14 protein-coding genes and 2 rRNA genes are annotated in these 18,639 nt (G+C 52.4%); 6 read left to right on the forward strand and 10 right to left on the reverse strand.

All coding sequences use genetic code 11. The features are described from left to right. Positions 1–5 precede the first annotated feature (5 nt). The 4 genes from FFT88_RS22100 to pepE all read left to right on the forward strand — a co-directional run bounded on the left by FFT88_RS22100 (position 6) and on the right by pepE (position 3,911). The gene (locus tag FFT88_RS22100) at positions 6–830 is read left to right on the forward strand and encodes a PTS system mannose/fructose/sorbose family transporter subunit IID (RefSeq protein WP_135405629.1); all 825 of its coding nucleotides are present in this window, start codon (positions 6–8) and stop codon (positions 828–830) included. Between the two features lie 51 nt (positions 831–881). Then, complete coding sequence (gene sorE / locus FFT88_RS22105; RefSeq protein WP_135405628.1) at positions 882–2,111, forward strand: L-sorbose 1-phosphate reductase; 1,230 nt, start codon at positions 882–884, stop codon at positions 2,109–2,111. Next, positions 2,104–2,916: a shikimate 5-dehydrogenase gene (locus tag FFT88_RS22110; protein ID WP_131162356.1), complete on the forward strand. Its 813-nt coding sequence runs from the start codon at positions 2,104–2,106 to the stop codon at positions 2,914–2,916. The genes sorE and FFT88_RS22110 overlap by 8 nt, the downstream gene beginning before the upstream one ends. Positions 2,917–3,221: 305 nt before the next feature. Beyond that, positions 3,222–3,911: a dipeptidase PepE gene (gene pepE, locus FFT88_RS22115; protein ID WP_135405627.1), complete on the forward strand. Its 690-nt coding sequence runs from the start codon at positions 3,222–3,224 to the stop codon at positions 3,909–3,911. A 90-nt stretch (positions 3,912–4,001) separates the two neighbouring features. On the opposite strand, the gene FFT88_RS22120 is transcribed toward pepE, so the two are convergent. The 4 genes from FFT88_RS22120 to metH all read right to left on the reverse strand — a co-directional run bounded on the left by FFT88_RS22120 (position 4,002) and on the right by metH (position 10,359). Further along, entirely contained in the window at positions 4,002–5,633 is a 1,632-nt protein-coding gene (locus tag FFT88_RS22120) for a Na/Pi cotransporter family protein (RefSeq protein ID WP_135405626.1), read from the reverse strand. A gap of 170 nt (positions 5,634–5,803) precedes the next feature. Beyond that, on the reverse strand, positions 5,804–6,253 hold the full coding sequence (locus tag FFT88_RS22125; protein ID WP_135405625.1) for a hypothetical protein: 450 nt from the start codon (positions 6,251–6,253) through the stop codon (positions 5,804–5,806). Positions 6,254–6,295: 42 nt separating this feature from the next. Next, positions 6,296–6,616, reverse strand: coding sequence for a hypothetical protein (locus FFT88_RS22130; RefSeq protein WP_024246113.1), 321 nt, complete (start codon positions 6,614–6,616; stop codon positions 6,296–6,298). A 59-nt stretch (positions 6,617–6,675) separates the two neighbouring features. Further along, on the reverse strand, positions 6,676–10,359 hold the full coding sequence (gene metH / locus FFT88_RS22135; protein WP_135405624.1) for a methionine synthase: 3,684 nt from the start codon (positions 10,357–10,359) through the stop codon (positions 6,676–6,678). A 199-nt stretch (positions 10,360–10,558) separates the two neighbouring features. On the opposite strand from metH, the gene iclR reads away from it, so the two are divergent. Continuing rightward, positions 10,559–11,383: a glyoxylate bypass operon transcriptional repressor IclR gene (gene iclR, locus FFT88_RS22140; protein ID WP_000226399.1), complete on the forward strand. Its 825-nt coding sequence runs from the start codon at positions 10,559–10,561 to the stop codon at positions 11,381–11,383. A 16-nt stretch (positions 11,384–11,399) separates the two neighbouring features. Here iclR and aceK read toward each other — a convergent pair whose 3' ends face one another. The 4 genes from aceK to metA all read right to left on the reverse strand — a co-directional run bounded on the left by aceK (position 11,400) and on the right by metA (position 17,452). Continuing rightward, complete coding sequence (gene aceK, locus FFT88_RS22145) at positions 11,400–13,124, reverse strand: bifunctional isocitrate dehydrogenase kinase/phosphatase (RefSeq protein ID WP_135405623.1); 1,725 nt, start codon at positions 13,122–13,124, stop codon at positions 11,400–11,402. Positions 13,125–13,318: 194 nt separating this feature from the next. After that, the gene (gene aceA, locus FFT88_RS22150) at positions 13,319–14,623 is read right to left on the reverse strand and encodes an isocitrate lyase (protein ID WP_000857849.1); all 1,305 of its coding nucleotides are present in this window, start codon (positions 14,621–14,623) and stop codon (positions 13,319–13,321) included. Positions 14,624–14,652: 29 nt separating this feature from the next. Next, positions 14,653–16,254 (reverse strand): malate synthase A, encoded by a 1,602-nt coding sequence (gene aceB, locus FFT88_RS22155; protein ID WP_135405622.1) that lies wholly within the window; start codon positions 16,252–16,254, stop codon positions 14,653–14,655. Positions 16,255–16,522: 268 nt separating this feature from the next. After that, positions 16,523–17,452 carry a homoserine O-succinyltransferase gene (metA, locus tag FFT88_RS22160; protein ID WP_130205743.1) on the reverse strand — a complete coding sequence of 310 codons (930 nt, stop codon included), beginning with the start codon at positions 17,450–17,452 and terminating at the stop codon, positions 16,523–16,525. Positions 17,453–17,608: 156 nt separating this feature from the next. Here metA and FFT88_RS22165 point away from each other — a divergent pair, with 156 nt between their 5' ends. Next, the gene (locus FFT88_RS22165; RefSeq protein WP_135405621.1) at positions 17,609–18,052 is read left to right on the forward strand and encodes an acetyltransferase; all 444 of its coding nucleotides are present in this window, start codon (positions 17,609–17,611) and stop codon (positions 18,050–18,052) included. A gap of 118 nt (positions 18,053–18,170) precedes the next feature. Here FFT88_RS22165 and rrf read toward each other — a convergent pair. Together rrf and FFT88_RS22175 are read right to left on the reverse strand one after the other, a co-directional pair. Continuing rightward, positions 18,171–18,286 (reverse strand): 5S ribosomal RNA (gene rrf / locus FFT88_RS22170). A 96-nt stretch (positions 18,287–18,382) separates the two neighbouring features. Then, positions 18,383–18,639 (reverse strand): 23S ribosomal RNA (locus FFT88_RS22175); the annotation flags it as partial.

Below are 18,639 nucleotides of genomic sequence, written 5' to 3' on the forward strand. Positions count from 1 at the left end.
CCATCATGGAACAGAGAAAAATTACACGCAGCGATCTGGTGAGCATGTTTCTGCGCTCCAACCTGCAACAGGCGTCCTTCAACTTTGAACGCATTCATGGGCTGGGCTTTTGTTACGACATGATCCCCGCCATCAAGCGACTCTACCCATTAAAAGAGGATCAGGTTGCGGCGCTCAGGCGACACCTGGTGTTCTTCAATACCACGCCAGCCGTATGTGGTCCGGTCATCGGCGTGACCGCCGCCATGGAAGAAGCGCGGGCCAACGGTGCAGAAATTGATGACGGCACCATTAACGGCATCAAAGTTGGCCTGATGGGACCATTGGCAGGGGTTGGCGATCCACTGGTCTGGGGAACGCTGCGCCCGATTACCGCCGCGCTCGGCGCATCTCTGGCACTTTCGGGCAACATTCTCGGCCCGCTGCTGTTCTTCTTTATTTTCAACGCGGTGCGTCTGGCGATGAAGTGGTATGGCCTACAACTCGGCTTTCGTAAAGGGGTGAATATCGTCAGCGATATGGGCGGGAATGTGCTGCAAAAACTCACCGAAGGCGCATCGATTCTCGGACTGTTTGTGATGGGCGTGCTGGTCACCAAATGGACGTCGATCAACGTGCCGTTGGTGGTTTCACAAACGCCTGCCGCCGATGGCTCCACCGTCACCATGACCGTGCAGAACATTCTCGACCAACTTTGTCCTGGTTTGCTGGCGCTCGGTCTGACGCTGCTGATGGTGCGTCTGCTCAACAAAAAAATTAACCCGGTATGGCTGATTTTCGCCCTGTTTGGTTTAGGGATTATCGGCAATGCGCTGGGCTTCCTGTCCTGATTCTTCGCCCCGGCGCAACCGTCGGGGCCATCGTTCAACACGAGGTGGTTTATGAAAACAACAGCTCTGCGTCTTTATGGTAAACGTGATTTACGTCTGGAAACCTTTGATCTTCCTGAAATGCAGGAGGATGAAATCCTCGCGACGGTGGTCACCGACAGCCTGTGCCTCTCTTCCTGGAAAGAGGCCAATCTGGGTGAAAACCATAAAAAAGTACCCGACGATGTGGCGACCAATCCCATCATCATCGGCCATGAATTTTGCGGCGATATTCTGGCCGTGGGTAAAAAGTGGCAGCACAAATTTCAGCCGGGCCAGCGCTATGTGATTCAGGCCAACCTGCAATTGCCGGATCGCCCGGACTGCCCCGGTTACTCTTTCCCGTGGGTGGGCGGTGAAGCCACACATGTGGTTATCCCAAATGAGGTTATGGAACAGGATTGCCTGCTGGCATACGACGGCGAAACCTACTTTGAAGGTTCGCTGGTTGAACCGCTTTCCTGCGTGATTGGCGCGTTCAACGCCAACTATCATCTTCAGGAAGGTAGTTATAACCACACGATGGGGATTCGCCCGCAAGGGCGCACACTGATCCTCGGCGGCACCGGACCAATGGGACTGTTAGCGATTGATTATGCGCTGCATGGGCCAGTTAACCCGTCGCTGCTCGTCATTACCGATACCGACAACGACAAATTGAGTTATGCGCGGCAGCACTATCCATCAGAACCGCAAACACTGATTCATTATCTCAATGCCGCCGATGCAGCATTTGATACGTTAATGGCACTGAGTGGCGGTCACGGCTTCGATGATATTTTCGTCTTTGTGCCTAATGAAGGACTGGTGACGCTCGCCTCTTCCTTGCTGGCGACAGATGGTTGTCTGAATTTCTTCGCCGGACCGCAGGATAAGCACTTCAGCGCGCCAATTAATTTCTACGATGTGCATTATGCCTTTACTCATTACGTTGGCACGTCGGGCGGCAATACCGATGACATGCGTGCGGCGGTCAAACTGATCGAAGAGAAAAAAGTGCAAGCCGCAAAAGTGGTAACACATATTCTTGGGCTGAATGCTGCGGGCGAAACCACGCTTGAATTGCCTGCCGTCGGCGGCGGCAAAAAACTGGTGTATACCGGGAAAGACCTGCCGCTGACGTCACTCACGCAGATTCAGGATCAAGCACTGGCGGCGATTCTGGCGCGTCATCAGGGGATCTGGTCCGGTGAGGCGGAGCAATATCTGCTCACTCATGCAGAGGCAATTAGCCATGATTAATCGCGATACTCAACTGTGCATGTCGCTGGCCGGTCGCCCCGGCAACTTCGGCACGCGTTTTCACAATTATCTGTATGAAAAGCTGGGGCTGAATTTCATCTACAAAGCGTTCGCCACCCAGGATATTGAGGCGGCGGTGAAAGGTGTTCGCGCATTAGGTATCCGCGGCTGTGCCGTGTCGATGCCGTTTAAAGAAAGCTGTATGCCCTTTCTCGATGCGATCGATCCGTCAGCGAAAATCATTGATTCAGTGAATACCATCGTGAATGACGGCGGCAGGCTGACCGGGTTTAACACCGACTACATTGCGGTGAAAAACCTGATTATTCACCACCAGCTCAATAGCGCCGCACGCGTGATGATTCGCGGCAGTGGCGGCATGGGCAAAGCGGTCATTGCCGCCTTTCGCGACGCGGGGTTTACCGATGTCATCATCGCCGCCCGCAACCACGAGAGCGGCCCGGCGCTGGCGAAGCAGTATGGCTTCCAGTGGCAACCGCAGCCAGAAGGAATCGACTGCGACATTCTGGTTAACGTTACCCCCGTTGGCATGGCTGGCGGTAAAGAGAGCCATGAGCTGGCCTTCAGCGAGGCAATGATCTCTACGGCAAGCGTCGTTTTTGACGTCGTGGCATTGCCACCGGAAACGCCGCTCATTCGTCTGGCGCAGCAGCTTGATAAGCAGACGATCAGCGGCGCAGAGGTGATTGCTTTACAGGCCGTCGAGCAGTTCGCGATGTATACCGGTGTGCGACCTGATGCGCGGCTGATTACTGAAGCGGCACAATTTGCACGAGAAGGATAAGAAACATCAGCGCCTTAAGGGGCGCTCAGATTGGTGGCAAAGTGCACGTTGTTCATGCCGGATGCGGCGCGAACGCCTTATTCGGCCTACAAAATCGCGAAAATTCAAGACATTGCAATTAGCTTGTAGGCCTGATAAGCGTAGCGCATCAGGCAATGCTGTGTTTGTCATCAGGCTCAGCGCCTTGTTTGCTAACCGTCTTCAGAACGCCTGGTACAATGTGTGACATCGTGAGCCACGTCAGTAAGTGGTTAAATTTGCAGTGGTAGCATTCCTTCCGTGTTTTCTTACTAACCGGAGAAGTAATGGAACTGCTTTTATTGAGTAACTCGACGCTGCCGGGTAAAGCCTGGCTGGAACATGCGCTGCCGTTGATTACTGAACAGTTGCAAGGTCGCCGTTCAGCGGTGTTTATTCCTTTCGCTGGCGTAACGCAAACCTGGGATGATTATACGGCCAAAACGGCTGCGGTCCTTGCCCCACTTGGCGTTTCTGTCACCGGTATTCATAGCGTTGTCGATCCCGTTGCCGCGATTGAAAATGCGGAAATTGTGATTGTCGGCGGCGGTAATACTTTCCAGTTGCTGAAAGAATGCCGCGTACGCGGGCTTTTGGCACCCATTGCCGACGTAGTAAAACGTGGCGCGCTGTATATCGGCTGGAGTGCAGGCGCTAACCTTGCTTGCCCAACTATCCGCACCACCAACGATATGCCGATTGTCGATCCGCAAGGTTTCAATGCGCTGAATCTGTTCCCGCTGCAAATCAACCCGCACTTCACCAATGCGCTGCCGGAAGGCCATAAAGGTGAAACCCGTGAACAGCGTATTCGCGAACTGCTGGTCGTCGCGCCAGAACTGACGATTATTGGCCTGCCGGAAGGTAACTGGATCAGAGTAAGTAAAGGTCACGCTACGCTGGGCGGCCCGAATACCACTTATGTATTTAAAGCTGGTGAGGAAGCGGTGCCGCTGGAAGCGGGTCACCGTTTTTAAGTGAATTGCCGGATGCATGATCCGGCATCTTGTACATAGTGCCTGATGCGACGCTTGACGCGTCTTATCAGGCCTACAGGATTCACAATATTAATACTCGTCCCGACCCTCATCTTCATCAGGCTGTTCCAGCACACTGTAAGCCACCGAACAAAACAGCGAGTTCAGACGCTGCATATCGCCCAGTAAGCCTAAATGCAGCGAACTGGTTTCAATGCTTTGCACGTTTTGCTGATGCAGGCGATCGACGTGAGCATGGGAATAACGGCGATTAAGAATGCGAAAGCGATGCTTACTACGGCGCAAACGACGAGCGCTGGTGACATCGCCAGAGAAGAACACCGACATTGCCAGCTTTAAATTACTGAGCAATTGCTCATAGAGCGCATCCAGTTCCTTCAACCCATCAAGCGAAAATGCCCGCCGTGCTGCCAGTGATTTGTCAGCAATTTCGCTGCCCATGCGCTCGACGATATCGGAAGCCTGCTCCAGGTTGAGAGCCATTTCGATAATCTCTGCCCAGCGGCGCGACTCTTCTTCCGCCAGCTCTTCTTTTGGCATCCGCGCCAAATAAAGTTTAATCGCGGTGTAGAGGACGTTGATATCATCCGCCAGCTTGCGCAACTCCTTCTCTTCACGCGGTTCACCGTGCATCACTTTATTCAGCCCTTCCATCATCTGTTCCATCGCGTCACCGATGCGCAGTGTTTCACGGGCGGCATTCGCCAGAGCAAGAGTCGGAGTATCCAGCGCACTAACGTCCAGATGTTTTGGTTTCAGATGGGCATCCAACTCAGGTTCATCGCGAATAATCGTTTTGCAAAATCGCGCCATTGGATCGACAAACGGCAGCATGACCAGGCAACGAACGAGGTTGTAGAAGACGTGGAAATAGATAACCAGTTCCGCTTTTGGCAAAGGCAGTTTATCCATTGATTCAGCCAGAACATGGACAAATGGCAGGATAATCAAGCTCCCCACCAGCTTAAACAACAAGCTACCCATCGCAACACGGCGAGCGGCGGCATTGGCGGCACTATTGTTGAGCATCGCCAGCAGGCCGGAACCGAGGTTGGCTCCGATTACCAGACAGAGCGCCACCGGGAAGGAGATAATGCCTGCGGCGGTCAAAGTCGCGGTCAGCAATACAGCAGCAAGGCTGGAGTAACTGATAATGGCGAACATCGCGCCAATCAGCGCATCCAGCAGAATGTCACCTGTCAGCGAGGCAAAGATCACCTGAACGCCGTTTGCCTGGGTGATCGGCGTTACGGCCTGCACAATCAACTCCAGCGCCAGCAAAATCAGCCCAAGACCAATACCGACGCGGCCCAGTTGCCCGGCGCGTGACTGTTTGCGTCCGAGGAAAAAAATCACGCCGATAAAAATGAGCAGCGGTGACAACCAGGATAAATCGAAGGTGAGGACCCGCGCCATTAGCGCCGTCCCGACATCAGCCCCCAGCACAATCACCAGCGCGGGCGCGAGAGCAACCAGCTCCTGGGCAACAAACGAAGTCACCAGCATGGTGGTGGCATTACTGCTCTGTACCAGTGCGGTAACGCCGATCCCCGCGCAAAAGGCGAGCGGCTTCTTTTCGACGCTTCGGCTAAGAACTGTACGCAGTCGTGCACCGAAGACGCGCATTACGCCCGTTCGGACAATATGCGTCCCCCAGACCAACAGGGCGACGGCAGAAAGCAGGTGAAGCAAGGTTAGCACGGAATCAGGTTCTCCTTTTTGTTATGCATTTTCCTGTTAAGATTTTTCTAATCACGTTGTTTTTATCCAGGCATTTCTCTTGTATGTACTTTCAGTATAAGAGATTTATACAAGAAAGTATTTAAAAAGGCATTTATATAAAAATTCACCTGTATCTGTTGCTATTTCTATCACACTTTTCCCTGTCGTTTACACCAGATAATCGTTGTCACTTTTGTGACCTCTGAGAAGATAAACAACGAAATATTTAAGACCAGATTCTGTGAGTGAAAATAATTAAGTAACAACGGTATTACGGAGATTGAACAGCTTACGGTAGCAAAACGCATAAATTCCTGAACTGCCAAAAAAGAGAAACTAAACAATTTTTGTTTTAAAAAAGATTGCGCAGAAAAGAATAAAGAGAACAATAATACTATTTGTAGCGTAACAGTGGCGACTGCATAAGCGTAAAAACCGCCTTCAACACCGATAGCTTTAAGTAAGGAAATTGAATGAACGATATCGGAATAAAAAGGGATACGACCATTACCAACCGAGTAGAACAGATAGGTGGCTATCGCGATAACATCCATGACACCCCAAAAGAGAAGAATGTATTTTTTATATTGACGTTGCATAAAGTAAATCCTTTTCACGAAAACAAATATTACCAGGAATTATTATAATTGCGGGCGTTTTTGGATTAACACTCCACCCGTATTTTTTAAACCTCTGTCAGCCATACCTTCACTAAATAAGACATCGATACGCCCTTTACTTTTATCGTGATACAGAATACTGCATGAGATACACCTTATACCCTCTTTGGATTTACGAAAATCTAACCAATAACGACCATCATAAAATACCCACTCCACACCTGTTTTTATATTAATTATCCAATCATTATAACCTGTTGGTTTTTTTCCTAATAGTTCAGTAACTTCGGACTCTGAACATCCTTCGAAAGCAAAAAAATCTATTTCATCAATTTTTATCATGTTCAATAATCCATTATTTATGACATTAAAAACCGGGGCAAATACCCCGGTGTTATCACTTACTCGGCATCATACCCCAGATTCGGTGCCAGCCAGCGCTCAACTTCGGTAACGCTCATACCTTTACGGCGGGCATAGTCTTCAACCTGATCGCGCTGAATTTGCGCCACCGCGTAGTACTTGCTGTCCGGGTGGCTGAAGTACCAACCCGAAACCGATGCACCGGGCCACATCGCGAAAGATTCCGTGAGTTTCATGCCAGTGTGTTTTTCCACTTCCAGCAGCTCCCAGATGGTGGCTTTTTCCGTATGTTCCGGGCAGGCCGGATAGCCCGGTGCCGGACGGATGCCCTGGTAGTTTTCGCGGATCAGTTCTTCGTTGCTGAGGTTCTCGTTCGGCGCATAGCCCCAGTAGACTTTACGCACACGCTCATGGAGATACTCCGCAAAGGCTTCGGCTAAACGGTCGGCAAGCGCTTTCACCATGATTTTGTTGTAATCATCGTGCTGTGCTTCGAAGGCATCAGCCAGTGCGTCCTCTTCCAGCCCGCCAGTCACGGCAAATGCGCCGATATAATCTGCTTTACCAGAAAGCTTCGGCGCAACGAAGTCAGCGAGACAGTAGTTAGCGAAGCCGGTTTTTTCGGTCTGTTGACGCAGATGGTGGCTGACGTTGATCACATGTGTACGCGTTTCGTCACGGTAGATTTCAATGTCATCGCCCACACGGTTTGCCGGGAACAGGCCCACCACGCCACGCGGATTCAGCGTTTTCTCGGCACTTAATTTATCCAGCATGTCGTTGGCGTCTTTAAACAGCCGCTGCGCCTCTTCGCCTACCACTTCATCTTCCAGAATGCGCGGATACTTCCCGGCTAGCGACCAGGTCATAAAGAACGGCGTCCAGTCGATGTAATTACGCAGCGTTTCGATGCTGGCTTCAACTTCCTGCACACCGAGACGGTGCGCCACCGGCGGCGTGTAAGCCTGCCAGTCAAAAGCGAAATCGTTATCGCGCGCCGCTTCCAGCGTGACCGGTGGTGTGCGCGGTTTCTTGCGCCCGTGTTGAATACGCACGGTTTCGTACTCCTTGCGGGTACGAGCAACGAAATCATCACGCTGAGTGTCAGAAAGCAGCGCCGCCACCACACCAACGGTGCGCGAGGCGTTCTGAACATACACCGTCGGGCCGCTGTAGTTTTGCTCGATTTTCACCGCCGTGTGCGCTTTTGAGGTGGTCGCACCACCAATCAATAGCGGAATGGTGAAGCCCTGACGCTCCATCTCTTTCGCCACGTTGACCATTTCGTCAAGCGACGGCGTGATCAATCCTGAAAGGCCAATCAGATCGGCATTCACTTCTTTGGCGGTGCGGAGGATTTTTTCCGCAGGCACCATCACGCCGAGATCGACGATTTCGTAGTTGTTACATTGCAGCACCACGCCAACGATATTTTTACCGATATCGTGGACGTCGCCCTTCACGGTGGCGATCACCATCTTGCCGTTGGTTTTGCCCTGCTCTTTGCTGGCTTCGATAAACGGTTCGAGATAGGCCACCGCCTGTTTCATGACGCGCGCCGATTTCACCACCTGCGGCAGGAACATTTTCCCTTCGCCGAACAGATCGCCGACCACGTTCATGCCGTCCATCAGCGGGCCTTCAATCACCTGAATGGGGCGATCCGCCTGCTGGCGCGCTTCTTCGGTGTCCTGTTCAATAAATTCGGTAATACCTTTGACCAGCGAGTATTCCAGACGTTTATTCACTTCCCACGAGCGCCACTCTGCCTGCTGGGCATTAGCGGTATCGTCGGTTTTGCTGCCGCGATATTTCTCGGCAAGTTCCAGTAAACGCTCGGTGCCATCGTCGCGACGATTGAGGATCACATCTTCCACCGCGTCGCGCAGTTCGGCGGGCAGGTCGTCGTAAATCGCCAGTTGCCCGGCGTTGACGATCCCCATGTCCATACCGTTGCGGATAGCGTAGTAGAGGAACACCGCGTGAATGGCTTCGCGCACCGGATCGTTACCACGAAACGAGAACGAGACGTTAGAGACACCACCGGAAATCAGCGCGTGCGGCAGTTCGCGTTTGATGTCTTCACACGCGCCGATAAAGTCCTGCGCGTAGTTGTTGTGCTCTTCAATGCCAGTTGCGACCGCGAAAATGTTCGGGTCAAAGATGATATCTTCCGGCGGGAAGCCGACTTCCTCGGTGAGGATTTTGTACGCCCGACGGCAAATCTCGATTTTCCGTGCGCGGGTATCGGCCTGACCCTGTTCGTCAAAGGCCATTACCACCACCGCTGCACCGTAACGACGCAACAGTTTCGCATGATGGATAAAGGCGTCGACGCCCTCTTTCATTGAGATAGAGTTAACAATGCCTTTGCCCTGAATACACTTCAGCCCCTTTTCGATGACCTCCCATTTTGAGGAGTCGATCATAATCGGCACGCGGGCGATATCCGGTTCACCGGCAATCAGGCTGAGGAAACGCACCATCGCCGCTTCGGCGTCGAGCATCCCTTCATCCATGTTGATATCGATAATCTGCGCGCCGTTTTCCACCTGCTGACGCGCCACATCCAGCGCCTCGCTGTATTTCTCTTCTTTGATCAGGCGTTTGAATTTGGCGGAACCGGTGACGTTGGTGCGTTCACCCACGTTCACAAACAGGCTATCTTCGCCAATGTTCAGCGGCTCCAGGCCGGACAAACGGCAGGCTACGGGAATTTCCGGCAGTTTGCGCGGCGCTAATCCTTCTACTGCACGACTCATCGCTGCAATATGTTGTGGCGTGGTGCCACAGCAACCGCCGACGATATTGAGGAATCCCGCTTCCGCCCATTCGCGGATGTGCTTCGCCATCGTGTCGGCGTCGAGATCGTATTCACCAAAGGCGTTAGGCAGCCCGGCGTTCGGGTGAGCGGTGACGTAGCATTCCGCAATCCGTGACAGCTCTTGCACGTACTGGCGCAGTTCATCTGGCCCCAGCGCACAGTTCAGGCCAAAAGTCAGCGCTTCGGCGTGGCGCAATGAGTTGTAAAATGCTTCGGTGGTCTGCCCGGAGAGGGTGCGCCCGGAGGCGTCAGTGATGGTGCCGGAGATCATAATCGGCAGTTCAACGCCCAGCGCTTCGAACTCCGTTTTCACCGCAAAAATCGCCGCTTTGGCGTTGAGGGTGTCGAAAACGGTTTCAATCAGAATCAGATCCGCACCACCTTCGACTAATGCTTTGGTGGATTCGCGATAGGCCGCCACCAGCTGGTCAAAAGTGATGTTGCGGAATGCTGGATCGTTTACGTCCGGAGATATAGACGCCGTGCGGTTGGTTGGGCCGAGAACACCAGCAACGTAGCGCGGTTTCTCCGGCGTGCGCGCGGTCCACTCATCAGCACAGGCACGCGCCAGTTTCGCTGCCGCAAAGTTAATTTCTGCCGACAGGGATTCCATCTGGTAATCCGCCATCGCAATAGTCGTGGAGTTGAAGGTGTTGGTTTCAATGATATCTGCGCCCGCTTCAAAGTAAGCGTTGTGGATGGCGGAGATCACTTCCGGTTTGCTGAGAACCAGCAGGTCGTTGTTACCTTTAAGATCGCAAGGCCAGTCGGCAAAACGTTCACCGCGAAAATCTGCCTCGTTCAGTCGATAACTCTGGATCATGGTGCCCATACCGCCGTCCAGCACCAGAATACGTTCATTTAACTGCGCACGCAGTTGTTCAACTTTGCTGCTCACACTCGCTCCCGACACGCTCAACCCAGACTGTAAAAAAATTCAACAGACCATACTGGCATAAACGCATCAGTGGTAAAAGCGACCACCACGCAACATGAGATTTGTTCAACATTAACTCATCGGATCAGTGTGGCAACTATTGCATTACACCGCAATAAAAATGAAAATGATTTCCACGATACAGAAAAAGGATACGGTCATGGTCGCACCCATTCCCGCAAAACGCGGCAGAAAACCCGCCGTTGCCACCGCACCCGCGACTGGACAGGTTCAGTCTTTAACGCGTGGGCTGAAATTACTGGAGTGGATTGCCGAATCCAATGGCAGTGTGGCGCTAACGGAACTGGCTCAGCAAGCCGGATTACCCAACTCCACTACTCACCGCCTGCTAACCACGATGCAACAGCAGGGTTTCGTACGTCAGGTTGGCGAACTGGGTCACTGGGCGATCGGCGCACATGCTTTTATGGTCGGCAGCAGCTTTCTCCAGAGCCGTAATTTGTTAGCCATTGTCCACCCCATCCTGCGCAATCTGATGGAAGAGTCTGGCGAAACAGTAAATATGGCGGTGCTGGATCATAGCGATCACGAAGCGATTATTATCGACCAGGTACAGTGTACGCATCTGATGCGTATGTCAGCCCCTATCGGCGGTAAGTTACCGATGCACGCTTCCGGTGCGGGTAAAGCCTTTCTAGCCCAACTGAGCGAAGAACAGGTGACGAAGCTGCTGCACCGCAAAGGGTTACATGCCTATACCCACGCGACGCTGGTGTCTCCTGTGCATCTAAAAGAGGACCTCGCCCAAACGCGTAAACGTGGCTATTCATTTGACGATGAAGAACATGCGTTGGGGCTTCGTTGCCTTGCAGCGTGTATTTTCGATGAGCACCGCGAACCATTTGCCGCAATTTCGATTTCCGGGCCGATTTCACGTATTACCGATGACCGCGTGACCGAGTTTGGCGCGATGGTGATTAAAGCGGCGAAGGAAGTGACGCTGGCGTACGGTGGAATGCGATGACATTTTCGCCTCTGATTTATACAAACCGAACGCTAAACCGCTGCCTGCGCCGATACGCATAAACATCTTCCACATGCCCTTCTCGTATGCGGTTTTGTAGCGCGCGCCAGTAATCGGCGCGGAACAGGTCGGCGTGCATCTCTTCAAACAGTGGCCCAATACGCGGGTCGGCACAAAGCCAGTGGCGGAATTCTTCTGGGAAAACATCGCCCGGCGAAACGCTGTACCACGGCTCACTAGCAAGTTCGTCTTCCGGGTAGCGCGGCAGTGGGATGTCGCGGAAATTCACTTCCGTCATGTAGCAAATTTCATCGTAATCATAAAACACCACGCGCCCGTGACGGGTGACACCGAAGTTTTTAAACAGCATGTCTCCAGGGAAAATATTGGCGGCGGCAAGCTGGCGAATAGCGTTACCATATTCTTCAATGGCGTCGCGCAGCTGCTGACCTTCCACTTGTTCCAGCCAGATATTGAGCGGCACCATTCGCCGTTCGATGTAGAGATGGCGAATCACAATCTGTTCGCCGAGATCGGTGATTTTTTCCGGCGCTTCCTGGAGCAGTAATTCCATTAATGCCGGAGCAATTTGCCGCTTCTCCAGCACAAAGTTTTCAAATTCCTGGGTGTCCGCCATTCGGCCCACGCGATCGTGTTCTTTAACCAACTGATAGCAGGCGCGGACGTGAGCCGCAGACATCTCTTTCTGCGGCGCGAACTTGTCTTTAATCACTTTGAATACCCGATCAAAGCCCGGCAGCGTGAACACCAGCATCACCATTCCACGAATGCCCGGCGCTTCAATAAATTGCTCATTACAGCCTTGTAGATAAACGAGATATTCACGGTAACTTTCGGTTTTGGCGTGTTTCTGGCAGCCAATAGCCATGTACAGCTCTGCGGTCGTTTTGCCCGGTAGAATTTCCCGTAGCCACTCGACCAGTGCGGCAGGTAGCGACGCGTAAACCATAAAATAGGAACGCGCGAAGCCAAAGACGATGCTCGCCTCGGCGGTCGTCGTCAGACAGGTATCAATAAACAGCTCGCCGTCGTCCGCCTGGTGGATAGGCAGCAAAAAGGGCAATGTGCCGGAAGGCGTTATTAGTTTGCCTACCAGCCAGGCGGCTTTATTGCGGTAAAACAGTTCGTTCGCCACCTGTAAATGGCTTTCGGCGAGGTTATCAGTCCCCATCGTTTCGGTCAGATGGCGAATGATGTAGTTGATATCACGGCTTTTATTCTGCCAGCGCAGGCGCAGCGGCAGATCGCTGATAACACGCATTAGTAGCGATTCCCAGCCGTGATCGGGATAAAAGTCTTTCGCCAGCGGGCGTGGAATGGTACGAAAACGGCGCTCCGGCTGGGAGCTAAAGATAAAAAGCCGCTCGGGAGTAAGCGAGCGGTGGTCAAATAACCGACAGTACACGGAGTTAAAAAAGCTCTCCGCAATCTCGAAGCGCGGATAATCCGGCAACAGCCGGGTGTAATGCTCTTTGACGCGCAGTAAAAATTCCGCGTCCGTGCTTTGGCCGTTAGTGATACAGCGCAGCTGTTCCACCACCAGACCAACGTGATGATCATAAAGATGGATACGGTTTTTCATCGCCTGCTGGACAGCATGCCAGTCGGCTTGCTCGAAACGCTGCTGCGCCCCGGAAGTCACTTCGAGGAATCGACCATACTGAGCGTCGAAACCTTGCAAAATGGTTTGTGCAATCAATAATTCCAGGCCACGCGGCATTTGTTGCCCTCGTCGGGAGCAGAGAATTGCCTGATAAGGCGCTCATTGCCGGATGCGGCGTGAACGCCTTATCCAGCCTACGGTCAGCAACATTTGTAGGCATGATAAGACGCGCAAGCGTCGCATCAGGCGTTGATTGCCGGATGCGGCGTGAACGCCTTATCCGGCCTACAGTTAGCAACGTTTATCGGTTGTTAGAACTGCGATTCTTCGGTGGAACCTGTCAGTGCGGTAACTGAAGACGTACCGCCCTGAATAATGGTCGTCACTTTATCGAAATAACCTGTACCCACTTCCTGCTGGTGAGAAACGAAGGTGTAGCCATCTTTCGCGGCAGCGAATTCCGGCTGCTGCACTTTCTCAACGTAATGCTTCATGCCCTCGCCCTGCGCATAGGCGTTTGCCAGGTCGAACATGTTGAACCACATGCTGTGGATGCCTGCCAGGGTGATGAACTGGAACTTGTAACCCATATCCGACAGCTGCTGCTGGAAGCTGGCAATAGTTTTGTCGTCGAGGTTTTTCTGCCAGTTGAACGACGGCGAGCAGTTATAAGCCAGCAGTTTGCCCGGATATTTCGCGTGGATGGCTTGTGCAAAGCGACGCGCCAGTTCCAGGTCTGGCGTGGAGGTTTCACACCATACCAGGTCAGCATACGGCGCATACGCCAGGCCGCGGCTGATCGCTTGTTCAATACCTGCATGAGTACGGAAGAAACCTTCGTTGGTGCGTTCGCCGGTAATAAATTCGCTATCATACGGGTCGCAATCGGAGGTGATCAGATCCGCCGCATCGGCATCGGTACGAGCAACCAGCAGGGTTGGAACGCCCGTCACGTCGGCAGCCAGACGCGCAGCGACCAGTTTCTGGATCGCTTCCTGAGTTGGCACCAAAACTTTGCCGCCCATGTGACCGCATTTTTTCACGGACGCCAGCTGATCTTCGAAGTGAACTGCCGCTGCACCGGCTTCAATCATCGCTTTCATCAGTTCAAAGGCATTCAGGACACCGCCAAAACCGGCTTCCGCATCAGCAACAATCGGCAGGAAGTAATCGACATAGCGCGGATCGCCCGGCTCAATGCCTGCAGACCACTGGATCTGATCGGCACGACGGAAGGTGTTGTTGATCCGCTCCACCACAGCTGGCACCGAGTTTGCCGGATAGAGCGACTGATCCGGATACATGCTGGCCGCCAGGTTAGCGTCCGCCGCTACCTGCCATCCCGACAGATAGACTGCTTCAATACCCGCTTTCGCCTGCTGCAGCGCCTGACCGCCAGTCAGTGCACCGAGGCTGTTGATGTAGCCTTTTTTCGACTCGCCATGCAGCAGACGCCACATTTTCGCCGCGCCCAGTTGCGCCAGCGTGCATTCAGGATTGACTGAACCGCGTAATTTCACCACATCTTCCGCGCTGTACGGGCGAGTAATGCCTTCCCAACGCGGTTGAGTCCACTCTTTCTGTAATTCTTCAATTTGTTGTGTACGGGTTTTCATGTGCAGATGCTCCATAGTTATGTGGTGGTTTACGCTAACAGGCGGTAGCCTGGCAGGGTCAGGAAATCAATTAACTCATCAGAAGTGGTGATCTGTTCCATCAGGCGTGCGGCATCGTCAAAACGCCCCTGGGAGAAACGTTCTTCGCCCAGTTCGCTGGCAATGACTTTCATCTCTTCGCCCAGCATCTGGCGGAACAAGGCTTTGGTCACCGGTTTGCCATTGCTCAACGTTTTTTGATGATGGATCCACTGCCAGATTGAGGTACGGGAAATTTCAGCCGTCGCCGCATCTTCCATCAGGCCATAAATCGGCACACAGCCGTTGCCAGAGATCCACGCTTCGATGTACTGCACAGCCACGCGAATGTTGGCGCGCATTCCTTCTTCGGTGCGTTCACCATCACAAGGTGCCAGCAGCTGATCGGCAGTAATCGGCGCGTCTTGTTCGCGCATCACTTCAAGCTGATTTTTACGGGAGCCGAGAATGTCGTTGAATACCGCCATTGCCGTATCCGCAAGGCCTGGGTGAGCGATCCATGTGCCATCGTGACCGTTATTGGCTTCCAGCGATTTATCCGCTTTTACTTTGTTGAGCACCTGGTTATTGCGCTCTTCATCTTTGCTCGGAATAAACGCTGCCATGCCGCCCATCGCAAAAGCACCGCGTTTATGGCAGGTTTTAATCAACAGGCGTGAGTAAGCATTCAGGAAGGGTTTATCCATCGTCACTGCCTGTCTGTCTGGCAGGACGCGATCGGGATAGTTTTTCAACGTTTTGATATAACTGAAGATGTAATCCCAACGACCGCAGTTCAGACCAACAATATGGTCACGCAGCGCGTGAAGGATTTCATCCATCTGGAACACGGCGGGCAGCGTTTCAATCAGCAACGTCGCCTTGATAGTGCCGCGCGGCAGATTAAAGCGATCTTCTGCATAGCTGAAGACTTCGCTCCACCAGGCCGCTTCCTGCCAGGACTGGGTTTTCGGCAGATAGAAATAGGGACCGCTGCCCTTTGCCAACAGTGCCTGATAGTTGTGGAAGAAATAGAGCGCAAAATCAAACAGGCTACCGGGGATTGCCTCACCACGCCAGGTGACATGTTTTTCCGGCAAGTGCAGACCGCGTACCCGACAAATCAAAACCGCCGGATTGGGCTTGAGCTGATAAATTTTGCCAGCTTCGTTGGTATAGCTGATGGTGCCGTTAACCGCATCGCGCAGGTTAATTTGCCCGTCGATCACCTTGTTCCAGTCCGGGGCCAGTGAATCCTCGAAATCGGCCATAAACACTTTCACATTGGCGTTGAGTGCGTTGATCACCATCTTGCGCTCAACCGGCCCGGTGATCTCTACCCGACGATCTTCTAAGTCCGCAGGAATCCCGCGAATTTTCCAGTCAGCATCACGAATGGAAGCTGTTTCCGAAATAAAATCAGGCAACGTTCCGTTATCGATATCCCGCTGCTGCTGAATGCGCGCTGCCAGAAGTTTATTGCGTTGTGGCGTAAAATGCGTCACCAGCTCAGTCAGAAATTCTACCGCTTGGGCAGTAAGAATTTGCTTCTCCTGCTCGCCATACGGCCTTGTGAAAGCCAGTTCATCGGTTGTTGTTGCCTGTTCAGTCATCGTGCAGCTCCTCGTCATGGATCCGAAAACTTCCCCACTGTGAACGAAGGATCGTTGTGCGCTTTTCGTTCAGCACAACTAAGACTACTCATTTAAAATGCAAAATCAAAAACAATTTCCATTTTAATTAAAAATACTTGATAACTTATTGATAACAATATGAATAAAATTTATTCACCTGCTGAGGTGCGTTTCGGAAATAAAAAAGGCACCCGAAGGTGCCTGAGGTAAGGTGCTGAATCGCTTAACGATCGACTATCACAGAAGATTAATCCAGCGTAGGATTCATACGGCGTAGATCGTATGGCGTGATCTGGTAGACGTAATAGTTGAGCCAGTTGGTAAACAGCAAATTGCCATGACTGCGCCAGCTCGCACGCGGTTTGTTTTGCGGATCGTTGTGCGGAAAATAATTATACGGTACGTCCGGGTTTAGTCCGGCTTCCACATCGCGGAAATATTCCTGCGCCAGCGTTTGCGCATCATATTCGGGATGGCCCGTCACAAAGGCAATGCGCTTATCTTTGCTGGCAAACAGATATGCATCCCCTTCTTCCGTCTCTGCCAAAATTTCCAGATCGGTATAATCACGAATTAACGCGGCAGGGAAATCGGCATAGCGCGAATGTGGTGCCAGGAATGAATCATCAAAACCACGCGTCAGAAGTGCATGCGGATGGAGAATATGATGCTCGTAAACACCAGAGAGTTTGTCGGTGCGGGTTTGCTTAGGAATGCCGTAGAGGATATTGAGCGCGGCCTGTACCGCCCAGCAGACAAACAGCGTCGAGGTGACGTGATCTTTCGACCACTCCAGCACCTGTTTGATCTGTGGCCAGTAAGCGACATCATTAAACTCCACCAGACCCAGCGGCGCACCGGTGACTATCAGGCCGTCAAAGTTCTGTTCCTGAATATCTTCAAAGTTGCAGTAGAAGTTGTTTAGATGCTCTGCGGGCGTGTTGCGCGATTCACGGGAATCGATGCGCAACAGCTGAATATCGACCTGTAAAGGCGAGTTTGAAAGCAGGCGTAAGAACTGATTTTCAGTTTCGATCTTCTTCGGCATCAGGTTAAGGATAAGCACCTTTAGCGGACGAATTTCCTGACCAGACGCGCGAGAAGTTGTCATCACAAAAACGTTTTCTTCACGCAAGAAATTGACGGCGGGTAGCTCGTCCGGCACACGAATCGGCATAACCTGATTACCTCACTACATACGCTTATACGTTTAGACATCCAGATAGCTGAAGATAACCAGAAAATTTGCCAATGTCGAGCCTGCATGTTGAAGGTGAGAAAGTTTCAAGGAAAAGGCTGCGTTAGAATATAAGAATGACTAAAAGGAGAGAAAATGGTTATTAGTATTCGCCGCTCACGGCATCAGGAATCGGAGGAACTCGTTGCGATTTGGTGTCGTTCTGTCGATGCCACCCACGATTTTTTATCAGCAGAGTATCGGGCCGAGCTGGAAGAGCTGGTGCGTTCCTTTCTGCCGGAAGCACCATTGTGGGTCGCGGTTAATGAGCGGGATCAGCCGGTTGGGTTTATGTTGTTAAGTGGGCAGCATATGGATGCGCTGTTTATCGATCCTGATGTGCACAGCTGCGGCGTGGGTCGGATGCTGGTGGAGCATGCGCTCTCGATGGCACCGGAACTGACAACCAACGTTAATGAGCAAAATGAGCAGGCGGTTGGGTTCTATAAGAAGATGGGCTTTAAGGTTACCGGGCGTTCTGAGGTGGACGATTTGGGGAAACCGTATCCGTTGCTGAATCTGGCGTATGTGGGGGAATAAGCTGCCCCCCTACCGTGCCTGCGTAGGCTGGATAAGACGCGCCAGCGTCGCATCCGGCATTTTTTTTGCACCAACGCAAAAAGGCCATCCGTCAGGATGGCCTTCTGCTTTATCTGATGCCTGGCAGTTCCCTACTCTCGCATGGGGAGACCCCACACTACCATCGGCGCTACGGCGTTTCACTTCTGAGTTCGGCATGGGGTCAGGTGGGACCACCGCGCTACGGCCGCCAGGCAAATTCTGTTTATTAACCCGCTTACGCCGGTTAATCTAATCTGTTATCAAGCTTACTTATCGATGTCTCATCCGCCAAAACATCTTCGGCGTTGTAAGGTTAAGCCTCACGGTTCATTAGTACCGGTTAGCTCAACGCATCGCTGCGCTTACACACCCGGCCTATCAACGTCGTCGTCTTCAACGTTCCTTCAGGACTCTCAAGGAGTCAGGGAGAACTCATCTCGGGGCAAGTTTCGTGCTTAGATGCTTTCAGCACTTATCTCTTCCGCATTTAGCTACCGGGCAGTGCCATTGGCATGACAACCCGAACACCAGTGATGCGTCCACTCCGGTCCTCTCGTACTAGGAGC

The sequence above is a fragment of the Escherichia sp. E4930 genome (genome assembly GCF_005845405.1).
Lineage (GTDB): Bacteria > Pseudomonadota > Gammaproteobacteria > Enterobacterales > Enterobacteriaceae > Escherichia.

Coding starts and splice junctions, on each gene's coding strand:
- FFT88_RS22100 (WP_135405629.1), top strand. CDS start 6: ATGGAACAGAGAAAAATTACACGCAGCGATCTGGTGAGCATGTTTCTG.
- sorE (WP_135405628.1), top strand. CDS start 882: ATGAAAACAACAGCTCTGCGTCTTTATGGTAAACGTGATTTACGTCTG.
- FFT88_RS22110 (WP_131162356.1), top strand. CDS start 2,104: ATGATTAATCGCGATACTCAACTGTGCATGTCGCTGGCCGGTCGCCCC.
- pepE (WP_135405627.1), top strand. CDS start 3,222: ATGGAACTGCTTTTATTGAGTAACTCGACGCTGCCGGGTAAAGCCTGG.
- FFT88_RS22125 (WP_135405625.1), bottom strand. CDS start 6,253: ATGCAACGTCAATATAAAAAATACATTCTTCTCTTTTGGGGTGTCATG.
- FFT88_RS22130 (WP_024246113.1), bottom strand. CDS start 6,616: ATGATAAAAATTGATGAAATAGATTTTTTTGCTTTCGAAGGATGTTCA.
- iclR (WP_000226399.1), top strand. CDS start 10,559: ATGGTCGCACCCATTCCCGCAAAACGCGGCAGAAAACCCGCCGTTGCC.
- aceK (WP_135405623.1), bottom strand. CDS start 13,124: ATGCCGCGTGGCCTGGAATTATTGATTGCACAAACCATTTTGCAAGGT.
- aceA (WP_000857849.1), bottom strand. CDS start 14,623: ATGAAAACCCGTACACAACAAATTGAAGAATTACAGAAAGAGTGGACT.
- aceB (WP_135405622.1), bottom strand. CDS start 16,254: ATGACTGAACAGGCAACAACAACCGATGAACTGGCTTTCACAAGGCCG.
- metA (WP_130205743.1), bottom strand. CDS start 17,452: ATGCCGATTCGTGTGCCGGACGAGCTACCCGCCGTCAATTTCTTGCGT.
- FFT88_RS22165 (WP_135405621.1), top strand. CDS start 17,609: ATGGTTATTAGTATTCGCCGCTCACGGCATCAGGAATCGGAGGAACTC.